Raw genomic sequence first — 24186 nt, forward strand, 5'->3', positions numbered from 1 at the left:
TAGTTTTATACTTCGGAAATTCCTTAGTATAAACTCCGTAGAATCGATTTTTTCTGAAAATTAACTAGATATACAATTTTTAACATTCTGACAAGATGAATAACTATTAAGGGCTTTACAACATGAATGACGTCATTCGTAATTTTTTCAAGATGGAGTCAGCTGGAGGTATCATCCTCGTTATCGCTGCTGCGATTGCTATGTTCGTCGCAAACTCTCCATTAAATGAAATGTATCAAGGCGTGCTTCATACCTACGTGTTTGGTCTGTCTATCTCACACTGGATCAACGATGGTTTGATGGCGATCTTCTTCTTCCTGATCGGTTTGGAAGTAAAACGTGAGCTACTCGAAGGTGCATTGAAGTCTAAAGAGACTGCTATCTTCCCTGCAATTGCAGCGGTCGGCGGCATGCTGGCTCCGGCACTTATTTATGTACTGTTCAACATGGGCGATCCTGAAGCGATGAGTGGCTGGGCGATCCCAGCAGCAACGGATATCGCGTTTGCTTTAGGTATTATGGCGTTGCTCGGTAAGCGTGTCCCTGTAGCCTTAAAAGTATTCCTACTCGCACTTGCTATCATTGACGATTTAGGCGTTATCGTTATTATTGCGTTGTTTTACAGCAGCGATCTGTCTACGTTGGCGTTAACTATTGGCTTTATCATGACTGCCGTTTTGTTCATGTTGAACGCGAAGAAGGTGACAAGTATACCCGTCTACCTCTTGGTTGGTGCGGTGCTCTGGGTGAGCGTATTGGCCTCTGGGGTACACGCAACCTTGGCTGGTGTGGTATTAGGCTTTGCTATTCCCCTTAAAGGTAATGAAGGTGAAAAGTCACCGCTGAAACATATAGAACATGCGCTTCATCCGTACGTCGCATTCTTAATTTTACCTATCTTCGCATTTGCCAATGCTGGTATCTCGCTGGAAGGCGTGTCAATGTCGGGCCTAACGTCGATGTTACCACTAGGTATTGCGCTAGGTCTGTTGGTAGGTAAACCACTAGGTATCTTCAGCTTTAGTTGGTTCGCTGTGAAACTTGGTGTAGCAAAACTACCTGAAGGTGTGGACTTTAAGCAAGTGTTTGCGGTGTCTGTCTTATGTGGCATTGGCTTCACGATGTCGATTTTCATCTCATCTCTGGCGTTTACAGGGGTGAGTCCTGAGTTCGATACATACGCTAGATTGGGTATTTTGATGGGCTCAACAACAGCAGCTGTTCTTGGATATATGCTGCTTAACTTCTCGCTTCCGAAGGAGGAGGCACCAGAGCCTAAGGTTCAATACTAACTGCCAGAAACTATGATTACACAAACCCAGCTTAGGCTGGGTTTTTTTATGTTTGAAAAACGGATAAAAAAAGCCCAAACCAATGTTGGTTTGGGCGGATACAAAAATAGGAGTTAATAAGAAAAAGCAGCATATGTCATCAACAATAACAATGGAAATCAGTGTCATGTCGGTAAAACAAGTCATTGTTGATAACACTTAAATAGACCCGATAACGATGAGTTAGTTCATTAAAAAAACACGTTTTTTTTAGAAAATTTTCAAAGTTTAATGAAAACAGGTGGTTATAAACCTTGTCTGACCAGTCTTGCGTATTTATTAAAAAGTTTGATGTTAATCACTTGTTATCTTGCTGTTGCGAGAGTATATTCAAACATGTGTTTGATACGGATGATTGAAATGACCAATAGAGTAACTACCAAGGATAAGATTCTCGATGTCGCAGAGATACTGTTCGCTGAGCATGGATTCAACGATACCTCTCTACGAACTATCACTAGCAAGGCTAACGTGAATTTAGCCTCCGTGAACTATCATTTTGGCGATAAAAAAACTCTGGTTCGAGCAGTACTTAATCGTTATCTAGAAGCGTTTATGCCGGCTGTAGAAGCGGCGCTCTACGAACTGAATGAGCGTGAGCACTACACAATGGCCGATGTATTTGGTGCGCTGAAGTCACCTTTGCTTAGCTTGAACCAAGTGAAGCCGGGAGGAGCGAGCAGATTCATGTCGCTAGTTGGACGTGGCTATACTGATGTTCAAGGCCACTTGCGCTGGTTTATCACTACTCGGTACACCGAAGCGCTAGCGATGTTCACTCAATCTGTGATGAAAGCGAATCCAAAGTTAGATGCAGAAACCCTGTTTTGGCGTTTGCACCTAACACTGGGTACATGCGTATTCACTATGGCATCGAGTCAAGCATTATCAGAAATTGCTTTGAGTTCCTTTGATAAAGAAGTAGACGCAGAAGCAATCATCAACCAAATAATTCCCTATCTCGCTGCAGGTGTAGCGGCGGAATAATGACTACCAAGCTAAAACCTTAATCAAACTAATAACCCAAATAATAACAAGAAATAATCTGAACAAAAGGATAGGTATCATGAGCTCTCTGAGAAGAAAATGGATAAGTGACCCTGCATTCAAAATGTTTAAGAAGGTATTGCCACCACTATCGGCAACCGAGAAAGAAGCAATGGAAGCAGGGAGCGTATGGTGGGATGGAGAGTTATTCTCTGGAACGCCTAACTTTAAAACACTGCACCAGTACCCTAAGCCGACGCTGTCAGCAGAAGAGCAGTCCTTTATGGACAATGAGCTTGAAACACTGCTAGAGATGCTAGATGACAACAAAATCGTGAAAGAAGACCGCGATTTACCGAAAGAAGTATGGGAATACTTGCGTAAAGAGCGTTTCTTTTCTCTCATTATCTCTAAAAAGTTTGGCGGTAGAGAGTTCTCGCCACTAGCGAACTCTACCATTGTAACTAAAATTGCGACTCGCAGTATTAGTGCTGCCGTATCCGTGATGGTTCCAAACTCACTAGGCCCGGGTGAGCTTCTGTCTCACTACGGAACGCAAGAGCAGAAAGATTATTGGTTGCCACGCTTGGCTGACGGTACTGATATCCCATGTTTCGCATTGACGGGCCCTGAAGCGGGTTCTGACGCTGGCGGTATCCCAGATAAAGGTATCGTGTGTTATGGCGAGCATGAAGGCAAAGAAGTATTAGGGATTCGCCTTAATTGGAATAAGCGTTATATCACGCTTGCACCAGTTGCGACTGTGTTGGGTCTCGCTTTCAAATTGCACGATCCCGACAAACTTATGGGTGACAAAGAAGATATCGGTATCACTTGTGCACTGATTCCAGCAGACCATAAAGGTGTTGAGATCGGTGAGCGTCATGACCCATTGCATTTGGCATTCATGAACGGTCCGACACGTGGTAAAGATGTATTTATCCCAATGGATTGGCTGATTGGTGGTCAAGAGTATGCTGGTCGTGGATGGAGAATGTTGGTTGAATGTCTGTCCGCAGGTCGAGGTATCTCACTTCCAGCACTAGGTACCGCTATTGGACACCTAACAACACGAACAACGGGTGCTTACGCTTATGTTCGTAAACAGTTTGGTATGTCTATCGGTAAGTTTGAGGGTGTAGCAGAAGCTATGGGCCGTATTGGTGGCCTAACCTATCTACTTGAAGCAACTCGAACGTTAACGACTACCTCGCTGGATATGGGTGAAAAACCAGGAATCGTTACCGCGATTGCCAAATACCATATGACTGAGATGGCACGTACTATTCTCAATGACTCTATGGATATTCACGCTGGACGTGCCATCCAAGATGGTCCTATGAACTACCTTGCTTCGAGCTATTTGGGTATCCCGGTAGCAATCACAGTAGAAGGTGCGAACATCCTCACTCGTAACTTGATGATCTTTGGTCAGGGCGCAACACGTTGTCATCCATATGTCCTCAAAGAGATGGAGGCAGCAGCCAACCCAGATGAGAAGCAGGCTGCTGAGGACTTTGATAAGTTATTGTTCAAACATGTTGGCCATGCAACTAAAAACACCTTGGGTGCCTTTACCGCAGCATTAACAGGTTCGGCATTTGTCGGTGCTCATATGAGTGGTCCAACGAAACGTTACTACAAAGACCTAACTCGACTAAGTAAAGCCCTAGCAGTAAGTGCAGACTTTGCCATGTTGACACTAGGCGGTGATCTGAAACGTAAAGAGATGATCTCAGCACGTTTAGGTGATGGTCTTGCTTACCTGTTCATGGCTTCCGCAGCTTTGAAGAAATATGAAGACGATGGTCGTCAACAAGCAGATTTAGATTACGTTCATTACTCGGTTCAACACTGTTTCTACCATGCGGCGAAGTCACTGAACGAGGCGTATCGTAACTTCCCGGCAAGATGGGCTGGGGTGACTTTGAAAGGGCTGCTATTCCCAATTGGCAACCATTTCGAGAAACCATCTGACAACCTAGCGTTGAAACTCGCGAAAAGCATGATGGTACCGGGTGCGCATCGTGATCGCCTGACTCACCTATGTTACATCGGGCCTAAAGAGGACGATAATGTCGGTCTTATGGAAAACGCCTTTATCGCGATGTACAACATTCGTGACCTAGAGAAAAAGCTATTTGTTGGTGTGAAAGAAGGCAAAGTAGCGAAGAAAGGTCTGTTGGAAGAGCGATTGAATCAAGCGATTGAAGCTAATGTTCTGACTGAAGAAGAAGTAGCTAGAATTCGTGAAGCGGATGCACTTCGCTACAAAGCGATTCAAGTTGACCACTTTAGCCATGATATGTCTGAAGTAAGAACGCACTCAGAGTCCAAGCCAAAGTTGAATAGTGTTGCCTAACTAGGACAAAAACTATTCTTGTTAACAGCAAAAAGCGCCTTTTTATAGGGCGCTTTTTTTTTAGAAATCGAGGATTAGGCGCCGAAAGTGCTCCAACCACTTAGAAAATTCAAGGAAATTGACAGAAATAAGATGCGAACTGGGATTGAAACTCTTATCCTACTAGGGATTTTTTGAGGAACTGAATATGATCATCAAACCAAGAATTCGTGGATTTATTTGTACCACTACTCACCCAGTAGGTTGTGAAGCAAACGTAAAAGAACAAATCGCTTATACCAAAGCTCAAGGCCCAATTGCAAACGCGCCAAAGCGTGTACTTGTTGTTGGTTCTTCTAGTGGTTATGGCCTGTCTTCTCGTATCGCTGCGGCATTCGGTGGTGGTGCGGCGACAATCGGCGTATTTTTCGAAAAACCAGGCACAGAGCGTAAGCCTGGTACAGCAGGTTTCTATAACTCTGCTGCTTTTGACAAGCTAGCAAAAGAAGAAGGCTTGTACTCGAAGAGCATCAACGGTGATGCTTTCTCTAATGAAGCAAAACAAAAAGTTATTGATTTAATCAAAGAAGATCTTGGTCAAATCGACATGGTGGTTTACTCATTGGCTTCTCCAGTACGTAAGCTTCCAGAAACGGGTGAGCTAATTCGTTCATCGCTAAAACCAATTGGTGAGACTTACACTTCTACAGCGGTAGACACAAACTCAGATAGTATCATTGAAGCAAGTGTTGAGCCTGCGACAGAACAGGAGATTGAAGATACTGTTACTGTAATGGGCGGCCAAGATTGGGAGCTATGGGTTAACGCGCTATCAGATGCCGGCGTACTTGCAGACGGATGTAAGACGGTGGCGTACTCATACATTGGTACTGAGCTGACATGGCCTATCTATTGGGAAGGCGCATTAGGTAAAGCAAAAATGGACCTAGATCGTGCAGCTACTGAGCTTAACGACAAGTTGGCTAAAACGGGTGGTAGTGCGAATGTAGCGGTTCTTAAGTCTGTTGTGACTCAAGCAAGCTCGGCAATTCCTGTTATGCCTCTTTATATCGCAATGGTATTTAAGAAGATGCGTGAAGAGGGTATCCACGAGGGCTGTATGGAGCAGATCTTCCGTATGTTCTCTCAGCGTCTTTACAAAGCCGACGGTAGCGCTGCAGAGGTCGATGAAAAGAATCGTCTACGTCTAGATGACTGGGAACTGCGTGATGACATCCAGAAGCACTGTGCAGAGCTTTGGCCACAAATCACAACTGAAAATCTGAAAGAGCTAACTGACTACGTTGAGTACAAAGAAGAGTTCTTGAAGCTGTTTGGTTTCGGTGTTGACGGTGTGGACTACGATGCAGATGTATCACCACTCGTAGAGTTTGATGTTATCGACCTATAATCGGGGCATTCGCTGATGATGAAAAGGGGCGCTTTATGCGCCCCTTTTTGCTGTTTGTTGTAATAGAAACAGCAGCTTCTATAGAACCGTTGTCCTAGAGCTTTTGTTACAAAAGACTAGGACAAGATGATAAGTATGGTACCTGCTAGTGTCATCAGTATATTAGCAATAGCATAAGTGCCCGCATAACCAAGAGCCGGTATAGTTGAGCGTGCGTGTTCATTAACAACATCCATAGCTGGTGCGCAAGTTCGTGCACCCACAATCGCACCTATCAACAACGCTCGGTTCATTTTCAGAATGTACGCTCCAACAAGGTAAGCCAAAACAACAGGTACAACGCTAACTAAGAAAGCTATCGCTATGACCTGAGGACCGACTTGAGTTAAGTGCTCAAACATCTTACCGCCCGCGCTCAAGCCAATACCAACCATAAAGAACATCAAGCCGAGATCTTTGACCATGTTCAAGGCCCCCTGAGGAACGTAACCAAAGGTAGGGTGGTTGGCTCTTAAGAAACCGAGCGTGATCCCTGCAAGCAAAAGACCTACAGCGTTACCTAGACCAAACGAAACTTGTCCAAAGGTCATGGTAATCAACCCAAACATAATGCCGAGAATAAAGAAGCTACAAAACGCAAGCAGGTCGGCCATTTGACTGTGGATCGAGATGAAACCAATTTTCTCTGCAAGGCCATGTACACGACTCTTTTCACCACTAACTTGAAGAATGTCCCCTTTTGCGAGCACGATATTGGCATCCATTGGCATTTCAATTTGCGCTCGAACGACTCGGTTGAGGAAACAGCCATACTCGGAAAGATTTAGGTTAGATAAGCTCTTTCCAGCAATGTTGTCACTTTTTACTACGATCTCTTCTTCAACGATTCGTAGGTCTAGCAAATTGCGGTCGAATACTTCTTTACCGTTGCGGAAGCTAGGGTCTAGACGAGCGTGACTATCTGGGAAGCCAACTAAGGCAATTTCATCGCCTTCTTGCAAAATAGCATCGCCATCTGGGTGAGCCAAGATACCGTTACGGCGAATTCGCTCTATATAGCAGCCAGTTTGGCGATAAATACCCAACTCACGCAAGTTTTTCCCGTCCGTCCAGTCGATAAGCTCTTGTCCGACACGGTAAGCACGAATAATAGGTAGATAGACTTTTCTCTGGCCTGAACCGCCTAACCCCCGTTCTTGCGCGATCTGTTGAGCAGAGTCGTGCAGGTTTTGTTTTTGCAATTTAGGTAGTAACTTGGCAAGCATGATCATACTGATAAGGCCGATCAGATAAGCCATTGCATAACCTACAGAAAGATTCTCTATAACCAAAGAGAAGTCCATTCCACGCGGAATCGTCGCAAGTCCTGAATTCAAGGCGTCTTGAGCACCTACTAGTACTGGTGTTGCGGTTAAGGCTCCGGCCATCACACCTGCGGAAAGACCGTAATCAAGTCCTAAGTAGTGGCTAGCAAAGTAGGTCACTGTCAGTGCGGTGACCAACACCACAAGACTGAGAATCAGATAATGTTTTCCGTCACGGAAAAAGATGCCAAAGAAGTTTGGACCAGCTTCAATACCCACACAGTAGATAAACAGCATAAAGCCGATGGTCAGGGCTTCTGCATTAAAACTGAAACCTAAATGTCCCATGACGAGAGAGGCAATTAAAACACCAATAGAGTTGCCGAGTTGAAGATTACCAAAGCGAATTTTGCCAAAAGCAAGGCCAATCGCTAAGGCGACAAAGATGAGAAGAATCGGGTTTTGATCTAGCAAATTTACTACGTCGATATTCACTGTATGTAGCTGCTCGAAGAGGCTTAAGTTGAGATTAATAAAGTGTGGCGATTGTAGCCGAAATAATCAAAAAGATAAGTGATTTTTTTTATGTTTTACTATTAGATTACGTATTTCTATCCTAATCCAGACAAAGCCTGACATTCGATGACAGTCTTGATGAAAACGGATGCAGCTCGCAAATAAAAAAGCCAGCTGATATCAGCTGGCTATTGAGACTCTTTTTTCAACTATACTATTGATAGTGCAGACGATTATTCGTCAAAAAGGCCAAGATTTTCTTTAGCGTAGGCTTCGAATTCAGTACAGCCGCCAATGTGCTCTTGGTCAATGAAGATTTGAGGTACTGTTTCAACAGGTTTACCTACAGTTTTCTCTAAATCTGCTTTTGAGATACCTTCTGCATGGATATCAACGTAACGGTAGTTAAAATCGTCACGTTTTTCTTTTAGCTTTTCAGCGTGCTCTTTTGCACGAACACAGAATGGACAACCTGGGCGACCAAAAATCACTACGAACATTGACTTTCTCCTTGAAGATTAAACTTTTTCTGAGCATCTAAAGAGACCAAGTCTCAGCTCTTGCATATTGTTGGAAACCACTATGCCTCAAGATGAAAAGGAAATAAAGTGGCAAATCCCACTTGCTCTAATAGGTGAAAACTATCAGAGCACAATTTACTCAGTTAGATGCAAAGTTGAACATAACGGAGTGTGATTTATGGCAAAGTTGTCGATATAAAATAGAGCAAAAACTAAGTAGCTTGGTTTAAATCAAGTTTTTGCAGCAAAGGAAACTGCATGCTTATCGAAGCTTTTCTTTTCTATGTTTGCACTACCAATAAGACTCACACCTAGAGTATTTGTATTGCTAGTTTCATAGGCAATGGTTTGATTAGTGAGTCGCATGGTATACCTAAAGGATATTGGTATGTTTCAGTTCATGACGTCTAGTCGTATTATCTTCGGAGAGGGCGCGCTTCAATCTTCCCTCTCAATCATCAATCAATTTGGATACAGTGTGTTGCTGGTGACAGGGCAGGAGCGTCAAAGAGCCGACCCTGTGATTCATTACCTTCATAGCCAAAACATGCGTTATCAGCATGTCGCCATTCGTGGTGAGCCTAACATTACCATGGTCGAGGAAACGGCAATCATGGGCAGGCGTTTTAAGCCTGACATGGTGGTTGCTATTGGTGGTGGTAGTGTTTTAGATATGGGAAAGGCACTGGCTGCGATCATTCCTAATCAGGGTGATGTGTACGACTATGTTGAAGTTGTAGGTCGAAATGTGCCATTAAAAACCAAACCTATTCCCATGATCGCGATTCCAACAACCGCCAGTACCGGAGCTGAAGTGACCAAGAATGCGGTACTTAAATCTGGGCAAGATAAGGTCAAAGTGAGTCTACGAAGTCCGGATATGTTGCCTGATGTGGCGATTGTCGACCCTATTCTAACCTACGGTACCGATGCTTACACTTCGGGTCGGGGCGCAATGGATGCGTTTACTCACTTGATGGAAGCGTACGTTTGTGGTGAACCCAATCCATTGACCGATATGGTATGTGAAGAAGGTTTGAGACGCCTTAGTTATTCCATTATTTCGGGTTGCAAACAAGATAATCCCAAATCACGTGCGGATCTGTCCTTTGCCGCTATGCTCGGTGGGATGGCGATAACTAATGCTAAATTGGGGGCCGCTCATGGTCTTGCCTCAGCGCTTGGTGGAAAAATCACCGCGCCGCATAGCGTGATTACCGCGCGACTTGCTCCACATGTTATGACTGAAAACATTAAAGCAGCGAAAAGGGCAGGGCGCAGTGACGTGTTGAATCGATACCGAAATATGGCTCAAATTCTTACTGGACGAACCAATGCCAGTATTGAAGACAGCGTGTTATGGGTGAATATGATTCTCGAAAGGCTTGAGCTGCCACAATTGTCCGAGTTTGGCGTTTGTAATACGTCTTTCGAGCAGGTCGCTGCTGATGCGATGAAGTCTGTAGCTATTAAAGGTAACCCTATACCATTAACCGAAGACAGACTTATTTTTATCCTGAATCAAGTGTGTCAATGCCAGTGCGATGGACATCCGCCAACCCATGAAGACGCAAACCAAGTAGAAATTCGCAATAATCCCGTTGAAACAGATTAACGAGCAATAAAAAAGAGGCCATTGGCCTCTTTTTTTAACAAATTTTCTATTACTAGTAATTAGGCATTTTGTTGTAGCGAGAATCCTTTAATGCTTCTTTCACGCGCTTTAGATTGTCTCTGAAGCCAGAGCCACGACGCAATGTAAAGCCTGTAGCTAAGACATCGATGATGGTCATCTGTACGACACGGCTAGCCATCGGCATGTAAACGTCAGTGTCTTCTGGTACGTCGACAGTGATAGATAATGAACTGGCCTTATCTAACGGCGAGTCTTTTGCGGTAACGGCGATAACCGTTGCACCGTTCTCTCTTGCAAGGTGAGCAATTTCAACTTGGCTCTTAGTACGACCTGTATGAGAAATCAGTACGATAACATCGTTGTCAGAACAGTTGATGCAGCTCATACGTTGCATTACTACGTCTTCGTAACAAGAGATAGGAATGTTGAAACGGATAAACTTGTTTTGAGCATCTCGAGCAACCGATGAGGAAGCACCTAGACCAAAGAAAGAGATTCGCTTTGCTTGAGTCAGCAAGTCAACCGCACGGTTGATTTGCATCGGATCTAGGCTGTTTTTAGCAACGTCCAAGCATGCCATTGTCGACTCAAAAATCTTGTGAGTATAGGCATCTGGGCCGTCGTCTTCTTCGACGTTACGATTCACATAAGGTGTACCATTCGCCAAACTTTGTGCGAGGTGCAGTTTAAAGTCTGGGAAACCTTTGGTGTCTAAACGACGGCAGAAGCGGTTAACAGTTGGCTCACTAACATCCGCCATCTTAGCGAGTGTCGCGATACTCGAGTGTATGGCAGTCTGGGGGGATGCCATAATAACTTCAGCAACCTTACGTTCAGATTTACTGAAGTTCTCTAAATTTTTTTGGACTTTCTCTAGTGTATTCATAGTGTTCACAGGGTAAAGAGAACAACTTGCTGGCGATTCTATTAGTGAAGAGCAAAAGGTAATTTCGCAAATCTCAATCTAACATTGAGTTCTTATAGTACGTTAGAAATACGCCAACTCCATGTCCTCAGTATAAACGAAGCAGCATACGAGCTGTAATAAAAGCTCACATGAAATCTTTAGAATATGACAGGCATCAAACAAAAAAATGGAAGAAAAAAACAATTGAAGAAAAAACAGCCAGAAATCGCCAGTTTCTAGCTCGTTTTTACCGTATTACTCCCACAAAACAGAAAGAAATTTTCATAACTGCGAGAATGAAATTGATTTCACGTCTAGTCTTTTGTTTGAAGGATCTCGTGAGAGACTTGCTCAAGTCTTGCCATTAAGCTAGGCGCTGTCGTAGCAATATCTCTTTGTTCTTCAAGCACTGAACTCAATACATCCTTTGTAGTTAAAGGATTGGCTAAAACGACCCTAAACACAATAGTGTCGCGTAGTGCCCATTGAATTGGATTGAGTTGTGTGCGAGATACGAAGGAGAGTCCGGTTTCTCGCTGTTTTTTCTGAATGACTTTGGTCAGTTCATTTAGCAAGTTATGGATCTCGGTTGTCTGCTCGGTTGAAGCAATAGTCAGCGCATCATGAACATATTTTGGAACGTAGCGATAGGTCAGGAGACACAATTCTGGTTCACTTACGAGCTCGAAATCGTCTTGTTGTTTAATGAGGTCAGCAAAGTAACGAGCTTTTTCTATGCTTTGATTAATCAGCAACTCATAACCAGGACGACTAATTATATGCATTGCGGCATACACGAGCATTGCCATGCCTGAGCGTGAGCCTTCTAGTGTGTGACTGCCCAAGTCTTTCGACCCTTTGCGCAAAATATACTGAGCGTGGTGTTCGATGCTCTTCATGGCATCAGGTTGCTTGAACAACACCATACCAGCACCCATAGGGATATAAAGCTGCTTATGCGCATCAATTGTCACTGAATCCGCCAGTTCCACACCATCTAGTAGAGAGCGATATTTAGCCGACATCAAAGTAGCGCCTCCCCATGCCGCATCAACGTGAAAGTGACAAGATTCTTGTTGGCAGATTTGAGCGATTTCTCTTAATGGATCAACGTTACCAGTTTCGGTTGTTCCAGCAACGCCAATGACCGCAAAAGGTTTGATTTTGTCTTCTTTGAGCTGAGCAAATTTGGCTTTTAGATCTTCAGGGCAGATTCGGTTAGAACTATCCGTTTTAACTGCGACCAGACCTTGTTGACCAATGCCAAGAACATCTGCAGCTTTTTTCAGAGAATAATGCCCACGTTCAGAGACAAGCACGGCTAGACCTTCATAACCGTAATGCTTCATTGCCTTAAACAACCCTTCTTTTTCCACACCAAGGAAATCACCTTGCGCTTTCAAAGCGTTGTTGCGTGCCACCCAAAGTGCAGTGATATTGGCAATGGTGCCTCCCGAGCAAAATGCACCAAGAGAATGGTTAGCACTATGCATCCATCGACTATAGAAAGAGTCGGACTCACCATAAATCAGTTTATGAAGCATGCCCAGAACTTGGCGTTCTAAAGGCGTAAATGCCTTAGAGGTTTCAATCTTTACCAAGTTCTGATTTAACGCGATCATAATTTTAGACAACGGCATCAAGAAATAAGGTAAGGCCGAGGTCATATGACCGATAAAACTTGGTGAAGAGGTGTGTACCGAGTGTGATACAAGCGTATCAAGAAGGTGTTCAGTATGGTCCGAAACAAACGCTGGTTGTTCTGGAATAACAGCACTAGAAAAGTCCTTTTCAATTTCATGTAAAGGCTTTTCTTCTGCCACTATATGCTCGCGCAAAAACTGGTTTAAGTTCTTGGACAATCCTTCTTCTATTTGGGTCAGAGTTGAATCTGGTCCTTCAGGGATAGTGAAGATTCGAAGAAGGCTTTCGAAGCTGACATCAGCAATTTTCTGCTCAGATACCATACCGTGATCTACTATTATTCCGTTACTGCAAGCGGCACAATCTAAACCAATTAGCGGTGAAAGTCTCGCAAAAATTGGAATGGGAACTTAATTTTCATGGAGTTGCGTGCGAAGCACTGTGTGAGTGGTCAAATAAAACGCAAAAAACTGGCAGTTTGCCAGCTTTTTTAAATGTCTTTAATCCACTATTTACACTCGGTTTTTTCTACCTTTTGGATAGCCGAGTTGTATTTATTAAGTGCAGTATCGATCTTCTTTGGGTGGCTGAGTAAATCAGCAAACGCGCTACGTAGATCGTAGTTCTGTTCATGAGGTTTAGCTTGACGATCGGCGAAGCTCTTAGCAGCAGCTTTACCTAACATGTCGTTACGCTGTGCTAGCGCTTTTACATCTTGTTGTTCTAGTTGCAGCCAACTTTCAATAGAGCGCTCAGTTGCCACTTTGGTTGGTTCGTTCTTTAAGTAGTAATGAACGGCTTCACGATTGAGTTCAAAGTGGTTTTTACGGCCATCTAGAAACCATTGCCCAACGCTTTCAAGTTCTGGGTATTGTTGGGTCGTCAATTGAACGAGATCATCATACCATTGGATAGATGCATCGATATAGGCATCGTATTTCTTCTCTAGGCATTGCGTGTCAGCAGAAAATGAGGAAAAAGAAGTTCCGACGAGCATTGCTGCGATAAGCCATTTTTTCATTATATTGTCCTTTGAATTGGGCTAACTAAATTACTAATACGTCTTTATTGTTGTTTTGATAGCGAAGCATATCTGAAAAATCGCTATTTTCATGCGATCTAACCAGCAAGTGATACAAAAAATAACATCATCACTGGTACCAATAGACTCAAAATAAAACCACTAACGATGGCTACAGGGACACATCTTACGCCACCAGTGCTTTGAATGACGGGTAGGGTAAAGTCCATCGCCGTTGCTCCTGCATAACCTATGGCGGTACAGGGCTTTCTGGTGATTAACAATGGGATAAAGACAAGTGCAACCAGCTCTCTTAACAGCTCGATCATAAAAGATGCGCCACCGTAAACCGGTCCAAACGCATCGCCCATTAGAATTCCTGCTAGTGAATACCACCCAAAGCCTGACGCCATAGCAAGACCTTTGTAGACCGAGATATCAAGCAACATTGCAGCAATTGCACCGCCCACGAGAGAACTCACGACAATAATGAGTGCGATCGCCATACCTTGCTTATTTACCAGAATCTGTTTTAGCGTGAGTCCGCTGTTTCTTAATTGAATACCGATAAAAAATAGCAGAGCGAGCAAAATCCATTCACTGGCAGTTTCTACCCAGCCTAAACCTATTGGCAGCAATAGACCAGCTACTAAGCCTGAACCGACCACTAATATAAGCTTTAGTGACTCTAACGCCATAGCTGAAAGGGGTAGGTTACTTGTCAGATTTTCGGTCTTTAGTGGCAGAATACGGTCGACCAAAGGTAAAGACAGCAAATTGCAGGCACCGATTGACACAAAGAACACCAATGTCATGGTAACAATGGTCTTAAGGTTGCTTCCGAAGTTATCTAATGCGGCTAGGCTCAGTCCCATTAGGAATAAAATGATGTAAATCAGCCATGAGGTCGCTTTATTTAACGCCTCAAGCAATGATTTATTATTAATAGAGAAAAAATAACCGATGACTAGCGGCGTAAAAATATACAGCATCCCTGAAAACATTGACGCGACGATCCTTCGTTATTGTTAGCGTATGCGGTATTGTGAGAGGTTTACTTCACAAAAACAAGAGTGAGATAGGAGATTGCTCTCCTACATTCCTGCTGAACGGATAATTTCTGATGTCTTGGTTCTGAAATCCTGATCAGACATCGTCGTTAACTTATAAAGTACTTCCGCACCATCTACGTTTATTTCTACTTCATGTTCTTCTAATGCTTCGTGATCTTGCTTTCGATACAACAGCACATGATTGGCGATTCTTGCGATATCGAGATAAGACACTTCCGGTCGCTCAAGAGACTTCGGTTGATTCGAGGCTACTTCGATAAAGTCATTGTCGAAGCCCCAAGTTTTTAACACTTGCTCACTGGTAATAGGGCAGCGCGAGTGGAATATTTGCATAGCGAGATTGGAATCGAGGTAGTTCCCTTTCTCTAAATAGAGGTGATATTCGTTAACTAGGCAAAACAGTCCAATGTCCGCTAGGAAGCCCACAAGTAGCGCTTTTTCTTGCTCGAGATATTGATAGGTCGTCGGTGATTGATATTGGAAAGCTTGGGTAACCATGACCATGGTCGCAGCGAGCTCTCTTGATACTGCAGCACTTTGTACTAAAACATCCTTACATTCTTCAGTCAGATTGACGGAGTGCTTAAGAAGTTCGATTGATTGGGCCGTCACAATGTCACGAACGCGAAGGATACCTAAACGAGAGACCGCGGTATTTAGGTCCTTACAGGTCACATTACCACGATTAAAGATGACAGAGTTGGCGACTTTGAGCACGATAGCCGCAAGTCCGGGGTCTTCTAATAGGCAATTTGCGATGTCCGAAATCCCAGTGGACTCTAACGTGCAAAGTTTTTGAATCTTTAGAACAACTTCGGAAATTGGAGGAAGAGATATTTTTCCGGTATTAATAGATTGTTCTACGAGCTCAGCAAATTCTGTTTCTAAGCTCTCAATAAATAATTGTTGGTTGTCTGGTAGCCAGTAAAAGGATAAGTGGTTCATAAGATTTCGACAGCTGGAGATAGAAGGTCAGTTTACCTGTCAGGCTTTACAATTGACAATAACCTAAATGCCAAAATGTAGTCTTAGGTCAATTGTTTGACGTTTGAAACACCATTCAATTAGAAAATTGTTAATGAGATTGGTTGTATAATGAAGATCGTGTGAAGTGACTCGCAAAGCTTTTGCTTTTAAGTCGCACATTTGTGACGTTGAGCCAGACTTATTTTGCATTGTGAACTATTATAATTACATATAAAACAAATAGGGCAGTTGCTGCTTATCTCGACTGACTCTAAATAATATTTTTTCGCATTTATCCGCTGCTATTTCTGGTGATCGTATTAATCGGGGTAAAAGATTAAGGATCAAAGGAAATGATAGAGCAATCTTTTTACGACTACACAATTCAATTCGGTATCTCTCAAAAGCGCTCCATGTTTGGTGGTACAGGGCTGTTTAAAGACGGTGCTATGTATGCGCTTATCAGTAATGATAGAGTCTTTATTCGTGGTGGCTGTGCTTTAGATGAGACGCTACAAAACCTAAATTGTGAAAAATTTAGGCATGTTAAAAAGCAATCTACAGCAACCGTTAATTACTATGATATTACGGCGTTGTTTAATGAAAGCGCACCGATGTTAAGTGACTTATTACAACGTTCTATTACTAATTCTGTTGAACAACATTCGAGTAAGAAATCTGTAGAAAATAGAAGACTTAGAGATCTTCCGAATATGCAGCTGACGCTTGAGCGGATGGTGAAGAAGTCCGGCATTGAAGATGTAAAAACATTTTTGGAGTTGGGTGCGCCGCAAGTGTTCAATAAAGTAAAAAGAACCTATGGCAATGATGTGGATGTAAAATTGCTTTGGAAATTCGCAGGGGCGGTTGAAGGAATACACTGGAAGTTGATTCAAGATCCCCGTAAACAGCAGTTGCTACAGTACTGCTCAGAAATCGATTAAATAAAAAAGGTCGTGCTAAGCACGACCTTTTTTGAACCTCTCGCTTATAACCTTAGAATGCAAAGCGAGCAGTAAACATAAGTTGATCACCATAGATATGGTTGATACGACCCTCTAAGCCTAGTGAGAAGAGTTCAGTTGAGTGGAAGCGACCATATACGCTACCCATCCAACGATCTTTATCACCAACGTTTAGGTAACCTGCTTTACCACCGATCTCAAGCTGGGGACCCAACCATTGGCGCACACCTAGGTTTACTTCCATACCAGTATCTGTTTTGTGATGGTCACCGCTGTCATGGATGTGAGCAAGCATTTCACCAGTAAAGTCCGCCCAGTTGTTTACCGGAGCGTGGAAGCCAACACCACCAGAAAAGTCGTAATCGCCTTCAAACTTAGAATCAATGCTACCAACGATATGAGCGTTAGGGTGGATTGACTTGCTAATTGCAGCACCGAATGTCATCGGACTTGCACCAATTCGAGCTTCAGCATAATCATAGTTGAAGTTACTCATTGTAGCTCGTGGTTCTTCTTGGTTTGCAAACGCCTGCTGAGAAGTGATTACCATCAGAGCGGCTAATAGAGTTTTGCGCATAGTGTCTCTAAACCTTTTTGTTGAAATTAATTCCTTGCCCATAAGAAGCACGCGCGTCGCATCAAGCTTATGGCGACAATCATTATCGGAGTATGATAATCCAATTTGTGATTGATTCACCAATAAAAAGTGTCTTTAACGGGGGCAAATTCCCAAAAATTTACATTGTCATACAGATTTCAATCAAAACGTCCGCATTCTGTAAGGAATTAGTAACAGAAAACCTGTGAGTAGCCACCCTATAATTCCTACAACTACAGTCTGTTATGAAGTTATAGTTCACAGAATTGGCACTTGGGATGAAACTCGGTTATTCGCCAAAGCTCATTCGATTATCTGATAGGGCCTTAAAAATCCGTTCTGTATCTAAGATTCGTCCCCAAGGGGCGAGGTTCTTATCGTGTTCTATCACAAAATCAGTAAGTTGCTGTTTAACTACTTCCCTCAGGTGATCGCCTTTCCATGGTTTGCTAATGTAGAAATCGAGACAGGCGTGATTGACCGCTTCTATAGTATCTTCGTGGCCTGCTTGCCCTGTGAGTAGCACTTTACGACAATGCTTGAACTCTTCATTTTCACTAAGCTCGATAAGGAAGCTGACGCCTGTTTGTTCCGGCATGATGTGATCGCAGAGGATTAGTGCCAGTCTTGTACCATCTTTAGCGTGTTCTTGAATCACCTCTCTTGCTTCATCAACAGATTCAGCACCTTCGACAACAAAATGTTCCTCATAATCATCGAGGTCCTGTAGAACACTGTCCAACACTTCTCGTTCATCATCTACACATAGGATTAGGTATTCGCTCATCGTAATACTCCTTATAATTTGTCATCGTTGTCGACAGGGATGAGTACAGACATATTGGTATAAACACCAACTTTAGAGTCGACTTCTATCCAGCCTTTATGTTGGTTCAAAATTTGTTGGCAAACGGAAAGACCAATACCCAAACCGAAGTTGCCTTCTTTCTTGGTCGTGAAATTAAGTTCAAATATCGAGTCAAGTTGATCGCTAGGAATGCCAGCACCATTGTCGATAAACTGATACATGTTATATAGCGAACCTTCCCGAGCGACGCAGTCTGTTCGAATCGTCAGCTGCCCTTTTTCAGGGAGAGCGTCTAGTGAGTTAGAAATAAGATTGGTCCAAACTTGCTGCAAGGCAATGGGTTTGCAAAGTACCGGTTGGAGCTCTCCATACTCTTTAACGAGAGAGTGCCGTTTTAGTCGGTTCTCAAAAATGACTAACGTATCTTCGATACCTTCATGCAAGTCGACACATTCGTAAGATTCATTATCTGGCCTCGCATAGCCTTTTAGGCTCTTGACCATGTCGGCAATTCGTTGGGCACACACTTGAATGGAGCGCAGGGTGGTGCCGGTTACCTGAAAATTCTCAAGTTTATCTAGCTCACTCGTCAGCTTATTTGGTGACAGCGTTGCTTGCGCCAAAAGCTGCTCATTACCCTGTAAGTTGAGATTGACCAGTCGTTTCGCTAGTCGGCGCTCTTTGAGCGTCTCTTGTAGCTTTTTAGTTCTTGCTCTTATCTCTGAAGTGGACAGTGGTGTGGAGTGTCTAGCTTGCTCAAGGACATTCAATCCGAGTTCAAAAGTGGATGGGTCATGGTTTTGTTTAAGTATAGAATCAATTTTCTCTGAAACGGTCTCTGCACCTCTTAAAATCGCAGAAACTGGGTTGTTTAGTTCATGAGCAACACCTGCGACAAGCTGCCCTAACATCGCCATTTTTTCTTGTTCTATAAGCTGTTGATGGGCCGATTCCAACGATTCCAATGTCTTCTGCAACTCGAGCTTAGTATCAATGCTACGTTGTAATCGTCGGTTAAAATGTCGCAGCAACAGGTTAGTAAAGAGTGGCAGTAAGTCGGTATTAGAATGCATTACTTGAGTGAATACTTTTCTATCTAATTTAATAACTTGCGTGCCGGTCAATGTCATGGCAGTTGAGAACGAGCATTCGCCAGTCACAAAAGACATGCCGCCGACAATACCGCCTCGACTGTGTCGTACTACTTCACGTTGTTGACCTAACTCATCTTTTTTATACAGTGTCACCTGACCTTCGACGATAAACCACAGAAATTCGTTAGGTTGGCCTTCAACGGTTAGCAGGTGTTCGGGCGAATACTCTCTTACCGCACGAGTTTCATCTTTTTCGGCAAAAAATCCCAAGAGAGATTCAATGACTTGGGCGGCGAGTTCTTTGTCTGATAGTTCATGAAAGTCGTGAATAAAACTGGCCCGATAGGAATGCATTTTTTGGTCAATGTGGGCGCGGAGAATTTTCTGTTGATCGAGTACTTTGCCGTAATGGAGTAGGTTGTCTTTCTCGTGAGTAATAACGAATTGAGTGAGCTCTTTGACGACTGTTTTGTGCAACTCTTTTTGCTCTAAGGGCAGAGTAAGGCAGTGGTCTAGTCGTCCTTCGTTGACTGCATTTAAAATCGCTTGAACGTCTTGGAAGTTAGTTCGGCTCACCAGTATCTTTCGCGCTGATTGAGCATGAAGTGTTTGTTCTAGCTGAATAAGAAACTCCCCACCATCGAAAAGACGACTATGTCTGGCAATTACCATCGCCAGTTGTTGCCCCTGAGCGCCGATATATTGCAACAGTTCGTGACCCTCACTGATGGACGTCACCAGATGAATATCAAAGTGCGACTGATAGAGAGACAGCTCGGTATCCAGAGTGTCCAAGTTAATCAGATCATTGTCTAAACAGAGTACGGCGTATTGATTTCGCTTTGTCATGAACCTGCGCTATTCGATTCTCTCAACAGTAATTTTAATATATCAATAAAAAGCATGGGGTTATGAGAACTAGGTATGAGATTGGAGATCCTAGCGACTTGAGTTAGACTGAATGAAATATACTTCACAAAATGTCTTAAAAACTCTATGAATCAATTGAAAAAATATGGCGCAATCGGCGGTGCAGTAGCGCTTGTTTTATGTTGGCCACTGGCTGTTGGACATATCGGGCAACAAGTTGTTGAGGATGGTGTAGAGCAACTAAACAACGAAGGTGTTACAGCAGAGATTGTAAGCTACGACCGTGGTTACCTCTCTTCTAACGTAGAAACACGCTACCAAGTTAACGATCCTGTTCTGAAAGAACAGTTAGAAGTGGATGGTTTGCCGACAGAAGTTGTGGTTCAAAGTGAAATTAGCCACGGCCTATTCAGCTTAACAGCGAACTCGCATATCCAGAATTATCCTGATTTCCCTCTCGCGTTAAAAACAGTGACGCAGCTGAATGGCAATACTGAATTTGCATTGTCACTCGATAGTTGGAGTTATCAAGGAGATGATGCACAGAAAGTTAGCATGTCTATTTCTCCGTCGGTGGTGACAGGTACTGCAACCGTTCTAGGTCAGTTGACGTTCAATGCTAATATCCCTTCTATTCAATTGGATTTTGAAAACGGTGAACAACTGACATTAACAGACTTATCTGCAAATGGTGTGGGGAAAAAAGAGCAAGGTTTTTGGCTTGGTGATCAGAGTGTGACGTTAAAAAACTTCACCATTCTAGATGAAATGCATACTAGCATTTTGAATATTGATGACCTTGGCTACACCTTCAAATCGTCTTTTGATTCCGAAGCGGATCGCATTGATACCCAGCACATATTCAGCATGAGTAATATGACCTATCCGGATGGTGGTCAACTGAGCGACCTCAAGGTCGACTTTGCGTTAACTTCGCTAGATAGAGAGTCATTCGAAGGACTGGTCGACTTGTATCAAACTAATCCAACTATCGCGCAAGCAGATATTACTACTTTAGCCCCTTTGATAGAGACCTTGTTTGCGCGTGGCTTTAACGTTGCGATGAACGACATGCACTTCAAGGTAGCGGACGATGAGTTCAAATCTAACTGGCTACTAAAAGTACCTGAAGGGACTGAAAATGTATCACGTGATCCAAGTGTGGTGATGCCAGCACTGACTGGTAACATGAATGCGTATATGTCAGAAGGCATGGTGAATGTTAACCCGATGCTTGCTCAAGGTATTGATGAACTGGTAGTGATGGAGATGGTGACGCAACAAGATGCGGGCTATCAAATGAAGGCTGATATTGAAGGTGGTCAACTAGTATTTGCCAATGGCCAGAAAATTCCACTAGTTGCACTTTTCTTGCCGCTTTTGATGGGGCAATCAATGGGGCAATAATCGCTAAGTGAGTACAAATTACACTCGTGATTAGAAAAGAGGTCTGACGGCCTCTTTTCTTGCTTTTTATCTCCGTAAAAACGTGATATTACTGGCACTTCTTTATGTATTTAGTCAGGAGTATAAAGGTCATGGAGCCGATTTCACATAACGTATTCAATTTCAGTGCTGGTCCCGCAGGGTTACCTCGAGCGGTACTACAAAAGGCACAAACTGAGTTGCTTGATTGGAATGATTTGGGTACGTCGGTGATGGAAATCAGCCATAGAAGTAAACCGTTTATCAAGGTAGCGGATGAGGCTGAACAAGATTTAAGAGACCTGCTAAATATTCCTTCTAACTATAAAGTACTTTTCTGCCAAGGTGGTGCTAGAGCTCAATTCTCTGCAGTACCACTTAACTTATTGGGTTCAAAGACCAAAGCAACTTACATTGACGCTGGCTACTGGGCTGAAAGTGCGATTGATGAAGCGGAAAAATACTGTACACCTGTCGTGCATAAAGCCAAGACAGAAATAGATGGAAAAGTTGCGGTTCAACCTGTGAGTGAATGGGTCATTGATGCCGACTCGGCATACGTTCACTTCTGTCCAAATGAAACCATCGATGGCATTGAAATCAATGAACTACCGCAGACTGAGCTACCAATTGTAGCGGATATGTCTTCGACGATTCTTTCACGTCAAATCGATGTGGCGAAGTACGGCGTTATTTATGCGGGCGCGCAAAAGAACATTGGACCTGCCGGTATCTGTATTGCGATTGTACGTGATGATTTGCTTGATCTAGCCAATGATGTCCTACCGACATTTTTAAATTACAAAGTGCTCGCTGAAAAAGACTCTATGTACAACACGCCGCCAACTTTTGCATGGTATTTGTCTGGTTTAGTGTTTAAGTGGCTGAAAGAGCAGGGTGGTGTTGCTGCAATTGAGAAGATTAACCGAGATAAAGCGGCGATTCTTTACAATCACATTGATGCTTCTGACTTCTACCACAACAACGTACACGAGAACAATCGTTCGCTAATGAACGTGCCGTTCCAGCTATCAAAGCCTGAACTAGATGCTAAATTCTTGGAACTAGCAGATGAACGTGGTTTGCGAGCCCTGAAAGGTCACCGCGCCGTAGGTGGTATGCGCGCATCAATCTACAATGCGATGCCGATAGAAGGCGTACAGGCGTTAGTGGATTTCATGAAAGAGTTTGAAGAGCAATTCGCTTAAACGATATTGACCATTCATGATAGAGCCGAGCTGTTAAGCTCGGCTTTTCTTTTGGGTAAATGGCAATTTTCTCTTTTATTAATATTATCTATTGTGTCCATAAATAACCCAATAAACAGAACTCAGTAATTATGCACTGATTCACAGCTTCGTCGCTGACAACTCGTTTATGCTTGCTATGTGTGCAGCACTGGATTGGTTTATGGACATTATCTTATTAGCAGGTTTAATTGGGCTGAATGGTTTATTTGCCATGTCAGAAATCGCATTAGTGGCAGCGAAAAGTGGTCGACTGCGAAAAATGGCAGAACGACAAAAATCGGCGCAACTTGCATTAAAGCTTAAAAATAACCCCACATTATTCCTCTCTACTATTCAAATCGGTATTACTGCAATTGGTATCCTCAGCGGGATATTTGGTGAGGCAGTTTTATCTGCGCCGTTGTCAGTCTGGTTGCACTCAAAAGGCATAGACCCTGAACTTGCGAATATCTTGGCTACGGCGAGCGTAGTTATATCGATTACCTATTTCGCGATCGTCGTCGGAGAGCTGGTACCAAAGCGGCTCGCCCAAAACAACGCAGAGCGAATTGCCATTCTCGTTGCCTATCCAATACATTGGCTATCATTGTTAACCAGCCCTTTTGTTAAATTGTTGTCGGTATCCACTGATGCGGTGCTTCGTCTCCTTGGTCAAAAGAAAGGGCAAAGTGATTGCGTGACCGAAGAAGACATCATTTCTTTAGTGCGAGAAGGTTCAGAAACGGGCGCTATAGAGCAGCAAGAATTGGTGATGATTCACAATTTACTGTATCTAAACGATAGGGCGGTAACGTCACTTATGACGCCCCGTAGTGATATACATCATCTTGATATAGATAAACCAATTGAACAAGCACTCAAAGAGCTTAGACAAACCAAGCATTCAGTATGGCCGGTGTGTCGTGGTGGTCTTGATAACATCATTGGTACGGTATCTTCTAAGAATCTACTGGATGAGTATGAGGTGCTTTCGACGGGCAAACTCGCGAAAATGTTACGTAAGCCAAGATTTGTTCCTGAATCAATGAAAGGGTTAGCTCTTCTCAACCACATGCAGCAAATCAGCTCTGAGATGGTGTTTTTAGTTGATGAGTATGGTGACGTCCAAGGGTTAGTTACTCATTATGACTTGCTCAAGTCCATTGCTGGAGAGTTAGGGATGGCTCCGCAACAAGTTTGGGCTAAGTTGCTTGCTGATGGAAGTTGGATTATTGATGGATTAATCCCAACCAACGAGCTTAAACATAAGCTGGATATTCAAGAACTAGAGGGAGAGCTTGATGAGGGCTTCCAAACCTTAAATGGTTTTCTGTCTTGGCGGGTAGGGAGTGTTGCAAAAGCCGGGACACACATTTGTTATCAACAATGGGATTTTGAAGTACTGAAGGTCAAGAATAACCGCATCACCCAAGTAAGAGCACGCAGAGTGTGTGGAACTCAAGATACAGATGAACAGGATAGATAGAAAATTATTTCCACTAAAATACAGTGGATGAATAAGCCCGCGTCAATATGTTA

Annotated in this window: 19 protein-coding genes; 9 read left to right on the forward strand and 10 right to left on the reverse strand. The window is 43.3% G+C overall.

The window, feature by feature from the left end; genetic code table 11:
- The first annotated feature begins 122 nt into the window (after positions 1 to 122).
- From nhaA to fabV, 4 genes are all read left to right on the forward strand, one after another.
- A complete protein-coding gene (gene nhaA / locus AWH66_RS15390; protein WP_063606205.1) occupies positions 123 to 1292 on the forward strand; it encodes a Na+/H+ antiporter NhaA in 1170 nt (389 codons plus the stop codon).
- Positions 1293 to 1682: 390 nt separating this feature from the next.
- Positions 1683 to 2318, forward strand: coding sequence for a TetR family transcriptional repressor PsrA (gene psrA / locus AWH66_RS15395; RefSeq protein ID WP_081411584.1), 636 nt, complete (start codon positions 1683 to 1685; stop codon positions 2316 to 2318).
- Positions 2319 to 2397: 79 nt separating this feature from the next.
- Positions 2398 to 4680, forward strand: a complete 2283-nt coding sequence (locus AWH66_RS15400; protein ID WP_063606206.1) for an acyl-CoA dehydrogenase — start codon at positions 2398 to 2400, stop codon at positions 4678 to 4680.
- A gap of 187 nt (positions 4681 to 4867) precedes the next feature.
- Positions 4868 to 6070 (forward strand): enoyl-ACP reductase FabV, encoded by a 1203-nt coding sequence (fabV, locus tag AWH66_RS15405; protein ID WP_063606207.1) that lies wholly within the window; start codon positions 4868 to 4870, stop codon positions 6068 to 6070.
- Between the two features lie 116 nt (positions 6071 to 6186).
- On the opposite strand, the gene AWH66_RS15410 is transcribed toward fabV, so the two are convergent.
- Both AWH66_RS15410 and AWH66_RS15415 read right to left on the reverse strand, forming a co-directional pair.
- Positions 6187 to 7869 (reverse strand): aspartate:alanine antiporter, encoded by a 1683-nt coding sequence (locus AWH66_RS15410; protein ID WP_063606208.1) that lies wholly within the window; start codon positions 7867 to 7869, stop codon positions 6187 to 6189.
- Positions 7870 to 8123: 254 nt separating this feature from the next.
- Complete coding sequence (locus AWH66_RS15415) at positions 8124 to 8390, reverse strand: GrxA family glutaredoxin (RefSeq protein ID WP_006074737.1); 267 nt, start codon at positions 8388 to 8390, stop codon at positions 8124 to 8126.
- A gap of 409 nt (positions 8391 to 8799) precedes the next feature.
- On the opposite strand from AWH66_RS15415, the gene AWH66_RS15420 reads away from it, so the two are divergent.
- Positions 8800 to 10026 carry an iron-containing alcohol dehydrogenase gene (locus AWH66_RS15420; RefSeq protein WP_063606397.1) on the forward strand — a complete coding sequence of 409 codons (1227 nt, stop codon included), beginning with the start codon at positions 8800 to 8802 and terminating at the stop codon, positions 10024 to 10026.
- A gap of 52 nt (positions 10027 to 10078) precedes the next feature.
- Here AWH66_RS15420 and AWH66_RS15425 read toward each other — a convergent pair whose 3' ends face one another.
- From AWH66_RS15425 to AWH66_RS15445, 5 genes are all read right to left on the reverse strand, one after another.
- On the reverse strand, positions 10079 to 10933 hold the full coding sequence (locus AWH66_RS15425; RefSeq protein WP_006074735.1) for a MurR/RpiR family transcriptional regulator: 855 nt from the start codon (positions 10931 to 10933) through the stop codon (positions 10079 to 10081).
- A gap of 335 nt (positions 10934 to 11268) precedes the next feature.
- Positions 11269 to 12921 carry a pyridoxal-dependent aspartate 1-decarboxylase PanP gene (gene panP / locus AWH66_RS15430; RefSeq protein WP_063606209.1) on the reverse strand — a complete coding sequence of 551 codons (1653 nt, stop codon included), beginning with the start codon at positions 12919 to 12921 and terminating at the stop codon, positions 11269 to 11271.
- Between the two features lie 185 nt (positions 12922 to 13106).
- Positions 13107 to 13619 (reverse strand): hypothetical protein, encoded by a 513-nt coding sequence (locus AWH66_RS15435; protein WP_006074733.1) that lies wholly within the window; start codon positions 13617 to 13619, stop codon positions 13107 to 13109.
- A gap of 98 nt (positions 13620 to 13717) precedes the next feature.
- Positions 13718 to 14623: a LysO family transporter gene (locus AWH66_RS15440; protein WP_063606210.1), complete on the reverse strand. Its 906-nt coding sequence runs from the start codon at positions 14621 to 14623 to the stop codon at positions 13718 to 13720.
- Positions 14624 to 14713: 90 nt separating this feature from the next.
- Complete coding sequence (locus AWH66_RS15445; RefSeq protein WP_063606211.1) at positions 14714 to 15637, reverse strand: HDOD domain-containing protein; 924 nt, start codon at positions 15635 to 15637, stop codon at positions 14714 to 14716.
- A gap of 374 nt (positions 15638 to 16011) precedes the next feature.
- Between AWH66_RS15445 and AWH66_RS15450 the strand changes: the two genes are divergently transcribed.
- The gene (locus AWH66_RS15450) at positions 16012 to 16602 is read left to right on the forward strand and encodes a TfoX/Sxy family DNA transformation protein (RefSeq protein WP_063606212.1); all 591 of its coding nucleotides are present in this window, start codon (positions 16012 to 16014) and stop codon (positions 16600 to 16602) included.
- Positions 16603 to 16654: 52 nt separating this feature from the next.
- On the opposite strand, the gene AWH66_RS15455 is transcribed toward AWH66_RS15450, so the two are convergent.
- The 3 genes from AWH66_RS15455 to AWH66_RS15465 all read right to left on the reverse strand — a co-directional run bounded on the left by AWH66_RS15455 (position 16655) and on the right by AWH66_RS15465 (position 19972).
- The gene (locus AWH66_RS15455) at positions 16655 to 17200 is read right to left on the reverse strand and encodes a hypothetical protein (protein WP_063606213.1); all 546 of its coding nucleotides are present in this window, start codon (positions 17198 to 17200) and stop codon (positions 16655 to 16657) included.
- 310 nt (positions 17201 to 17510) lie between these two features.
- Positions 17511 to 18008, reverse strand: coding sequence for a response regulator (locus tag AWH66_RS15460; protein WP_062459398.1), 498 nt, complete (start codon positions 18006 to 18008; stop codon positions 17511 to 17513).
- A gap of 11 nt (positions 18009 to 18019) precedes the next feature.
- Complete coding sequence (locus AWH66_RS15465; RefSeq protein WP_063606214.1) at positions 18020 to 19972, reverse strand: ATP-binding protein; 1953 nt, start codon at positions 19970 to 19972, stop codon at positions 18020 to 18022.
- Between the two features lie 147 nt (positions 19973 to 20119).
- Between AWH66_RS15465 and AWH66_RS15470 the strand changes: the two genes are divergently transcribed.
- The 3 genes from AWH66_RS15470 to AWH66_RS15480 all read left to right on the forward strand — a co-directional run bounded on the left by AWH66_RS15470 (position 20120) and on the right by AWH66_RS15480 (position 24133).
- Entirely contained in the window at positions 20120 to 21400 is a 1281-nt protein-coding gene (locus AWH66_RS15470) for a DUF945 family protein (protein WP_063606215.1), read from the forward strand.
- Positions 21401 to 21531: 131 nt separating this feature from the next.
- Positions 21532 to 22626, forward strand: coding sequence for a 3-phosphoserine/phosphohydroxythreonine transaminase (gene serC, locus AWH66_RS15475; RefSeq protein WP_063606216.1), 1095 nt, complete (start codon positions 21532 to 21534; stop codon positions 22624 to 22626).
- Positions 22627 to 22828: 202 nt separating this feature from the next.
- Positions 22829 to 24133 (forward strand): hemolysin family protein, encoded by a 1305-nt coding sequence (locus AWH66_RS15480; protein WP_063606217.1) that lies wholly within the window; start codon positions 22829 to 22831, stop codon positions 24131 to 24133.
- Positions 24134 to 24186: the final 53 nt, after the last annotated feature.

The organism is Vibrio barjaei, from assembly GCF_001639065.2.
Lineage (GTDB): Bacteria > Pseudomonadota > Gammaproteobacteria > Enterobacterales > Vibrionaceae > Vibrio > Vibrio barjaei.

Excerpts from the sequence above, each read along its gene's own strand:
- nhaA (WP_063606205.1), top strand. The coding sequence starts at position 123 with ATGAATGACGTCATTCGTAATTTTTTCAAGATGGAGTCAGCTGGAGGT.
- psrA (WP_081411584.1), top strand. The coding sequence starts at position 1,683 with ATGATTGAAATGACCAATAGAGTAACTACCAAGGATAAGATTCTCGAT.
- AWH66_RS15400 (WP_063606206.1), top strand. The coding sequence starts at position 2,398 with ATGAGCTCTCTGAGAAGAAAATGGATAAGTGACCCTGCATTCAAAATG.
- fabV (WP_063606207.1), top strand. The coding sequence starts at position 4,868 with ATGATCATCAAACCAAGAATTCGTGGATTTATTTGTACCACTACTCAC.
- AWH66_RS15415 (WP_006074737.1), bottom strand. The coding sequence starts at position 8,390 with ATGTTCGTAGTGATTTTTGGTCGCCCAGGTTGTCCATTCTGTGTTCGT.
- AWH66_RS15420 (WP_063606397.1), top strand. The coding sequence starts at position 8,800 with ATGTTTCAGTTCATGACGTCTAGTCGTATTATCTTCGGAGAGGGCGCG.
- AWH66_RS15425 (WP_006074735.1), bottom strand. The coding sequence starts at position 10,933 with ATGAATACACTAGAGAAAGTCCAAAAAAATTTAGAGAACTTCAGTAAA.
- panP (WP_063606209.1), bottom strand. The coding sequence starts at position 12,921 with ATGGTATCTGAGCAGAAAATTGCTGATGTCAGCTTCGAAAGCCTTCTT.
- AWH66_RS15435 (WP_006074733.1), bottom strand. The coding sequence starts at position 13,619 with ATGAAAAAATGGCTTATCGCAGCAATGCTCGTCGGAACTTCTTTTTCC.
- AWH66_RS15440 (WP_063606210.1), bottom strand. The coding sequence starts at position 14,623 with ATGTTTTCAGGGATGCTGTATATTTTTACGCCGCTAGTCATCGGTTAT.
- AWH66_RS15445 (WP_063606211.1), bottom strand. The coding sequence starts at position 15,637 with ATGAACCACTTATCCTTTTACTGGCTACCAGACAACCAACAATTATTT.
- AWH66_RS15450 (WP_063606212.1), top strand. The coding sequence starts at position 16,012 with ATGATAGAGCAATCTTTTTACGACTACACAATTCAATTCGGTATCTCT.
- AWH66_RS15455 (WP_063606213.1), bottom strand. The coding sequence starts at position 17,200 with ATGCGCAAAACTCTATTAGCCGCTCTGATGGTAATCACTTCTCAGCAG.
- AWH66_RS15460 (WP_062459398.1), bottom strand. The coding sequence starts at position 18,008 with ATGAGCGAATACCTAATCCTATGTGTAGATGATGAACGAGAAGTGTTG.
- AWH66_RS15465 (WP_063606214.1), bottom strand. The coding sequence starts at position 19,972 with ATGACAAAGCGAAATCAATACGCCGTACTCTGTTTAGACAATGATCTG.
- AWH66_RS15470 (WP_063606215.1), top strand. The coding sequence starts at position 20,120 with ATGAATCAATTGAAAAAATATGGCGCAATCGGCGGTGCAGTAGCGCTT.
- serC (WP_063606216.1), top strand. The coding sequence starts at position 21,532 with ATGGAGCCGATTTCACATAACGTATTCAATTTCAGTGCTGGTCCCGCA.
- AWH66_RS15480 (WP_063606217.1), top strand. The coding sequence starts at position 22,829 with ATGGACATTATCTTATTAGCAGGTTTAATTGGGCTGAATGGTTTATTT.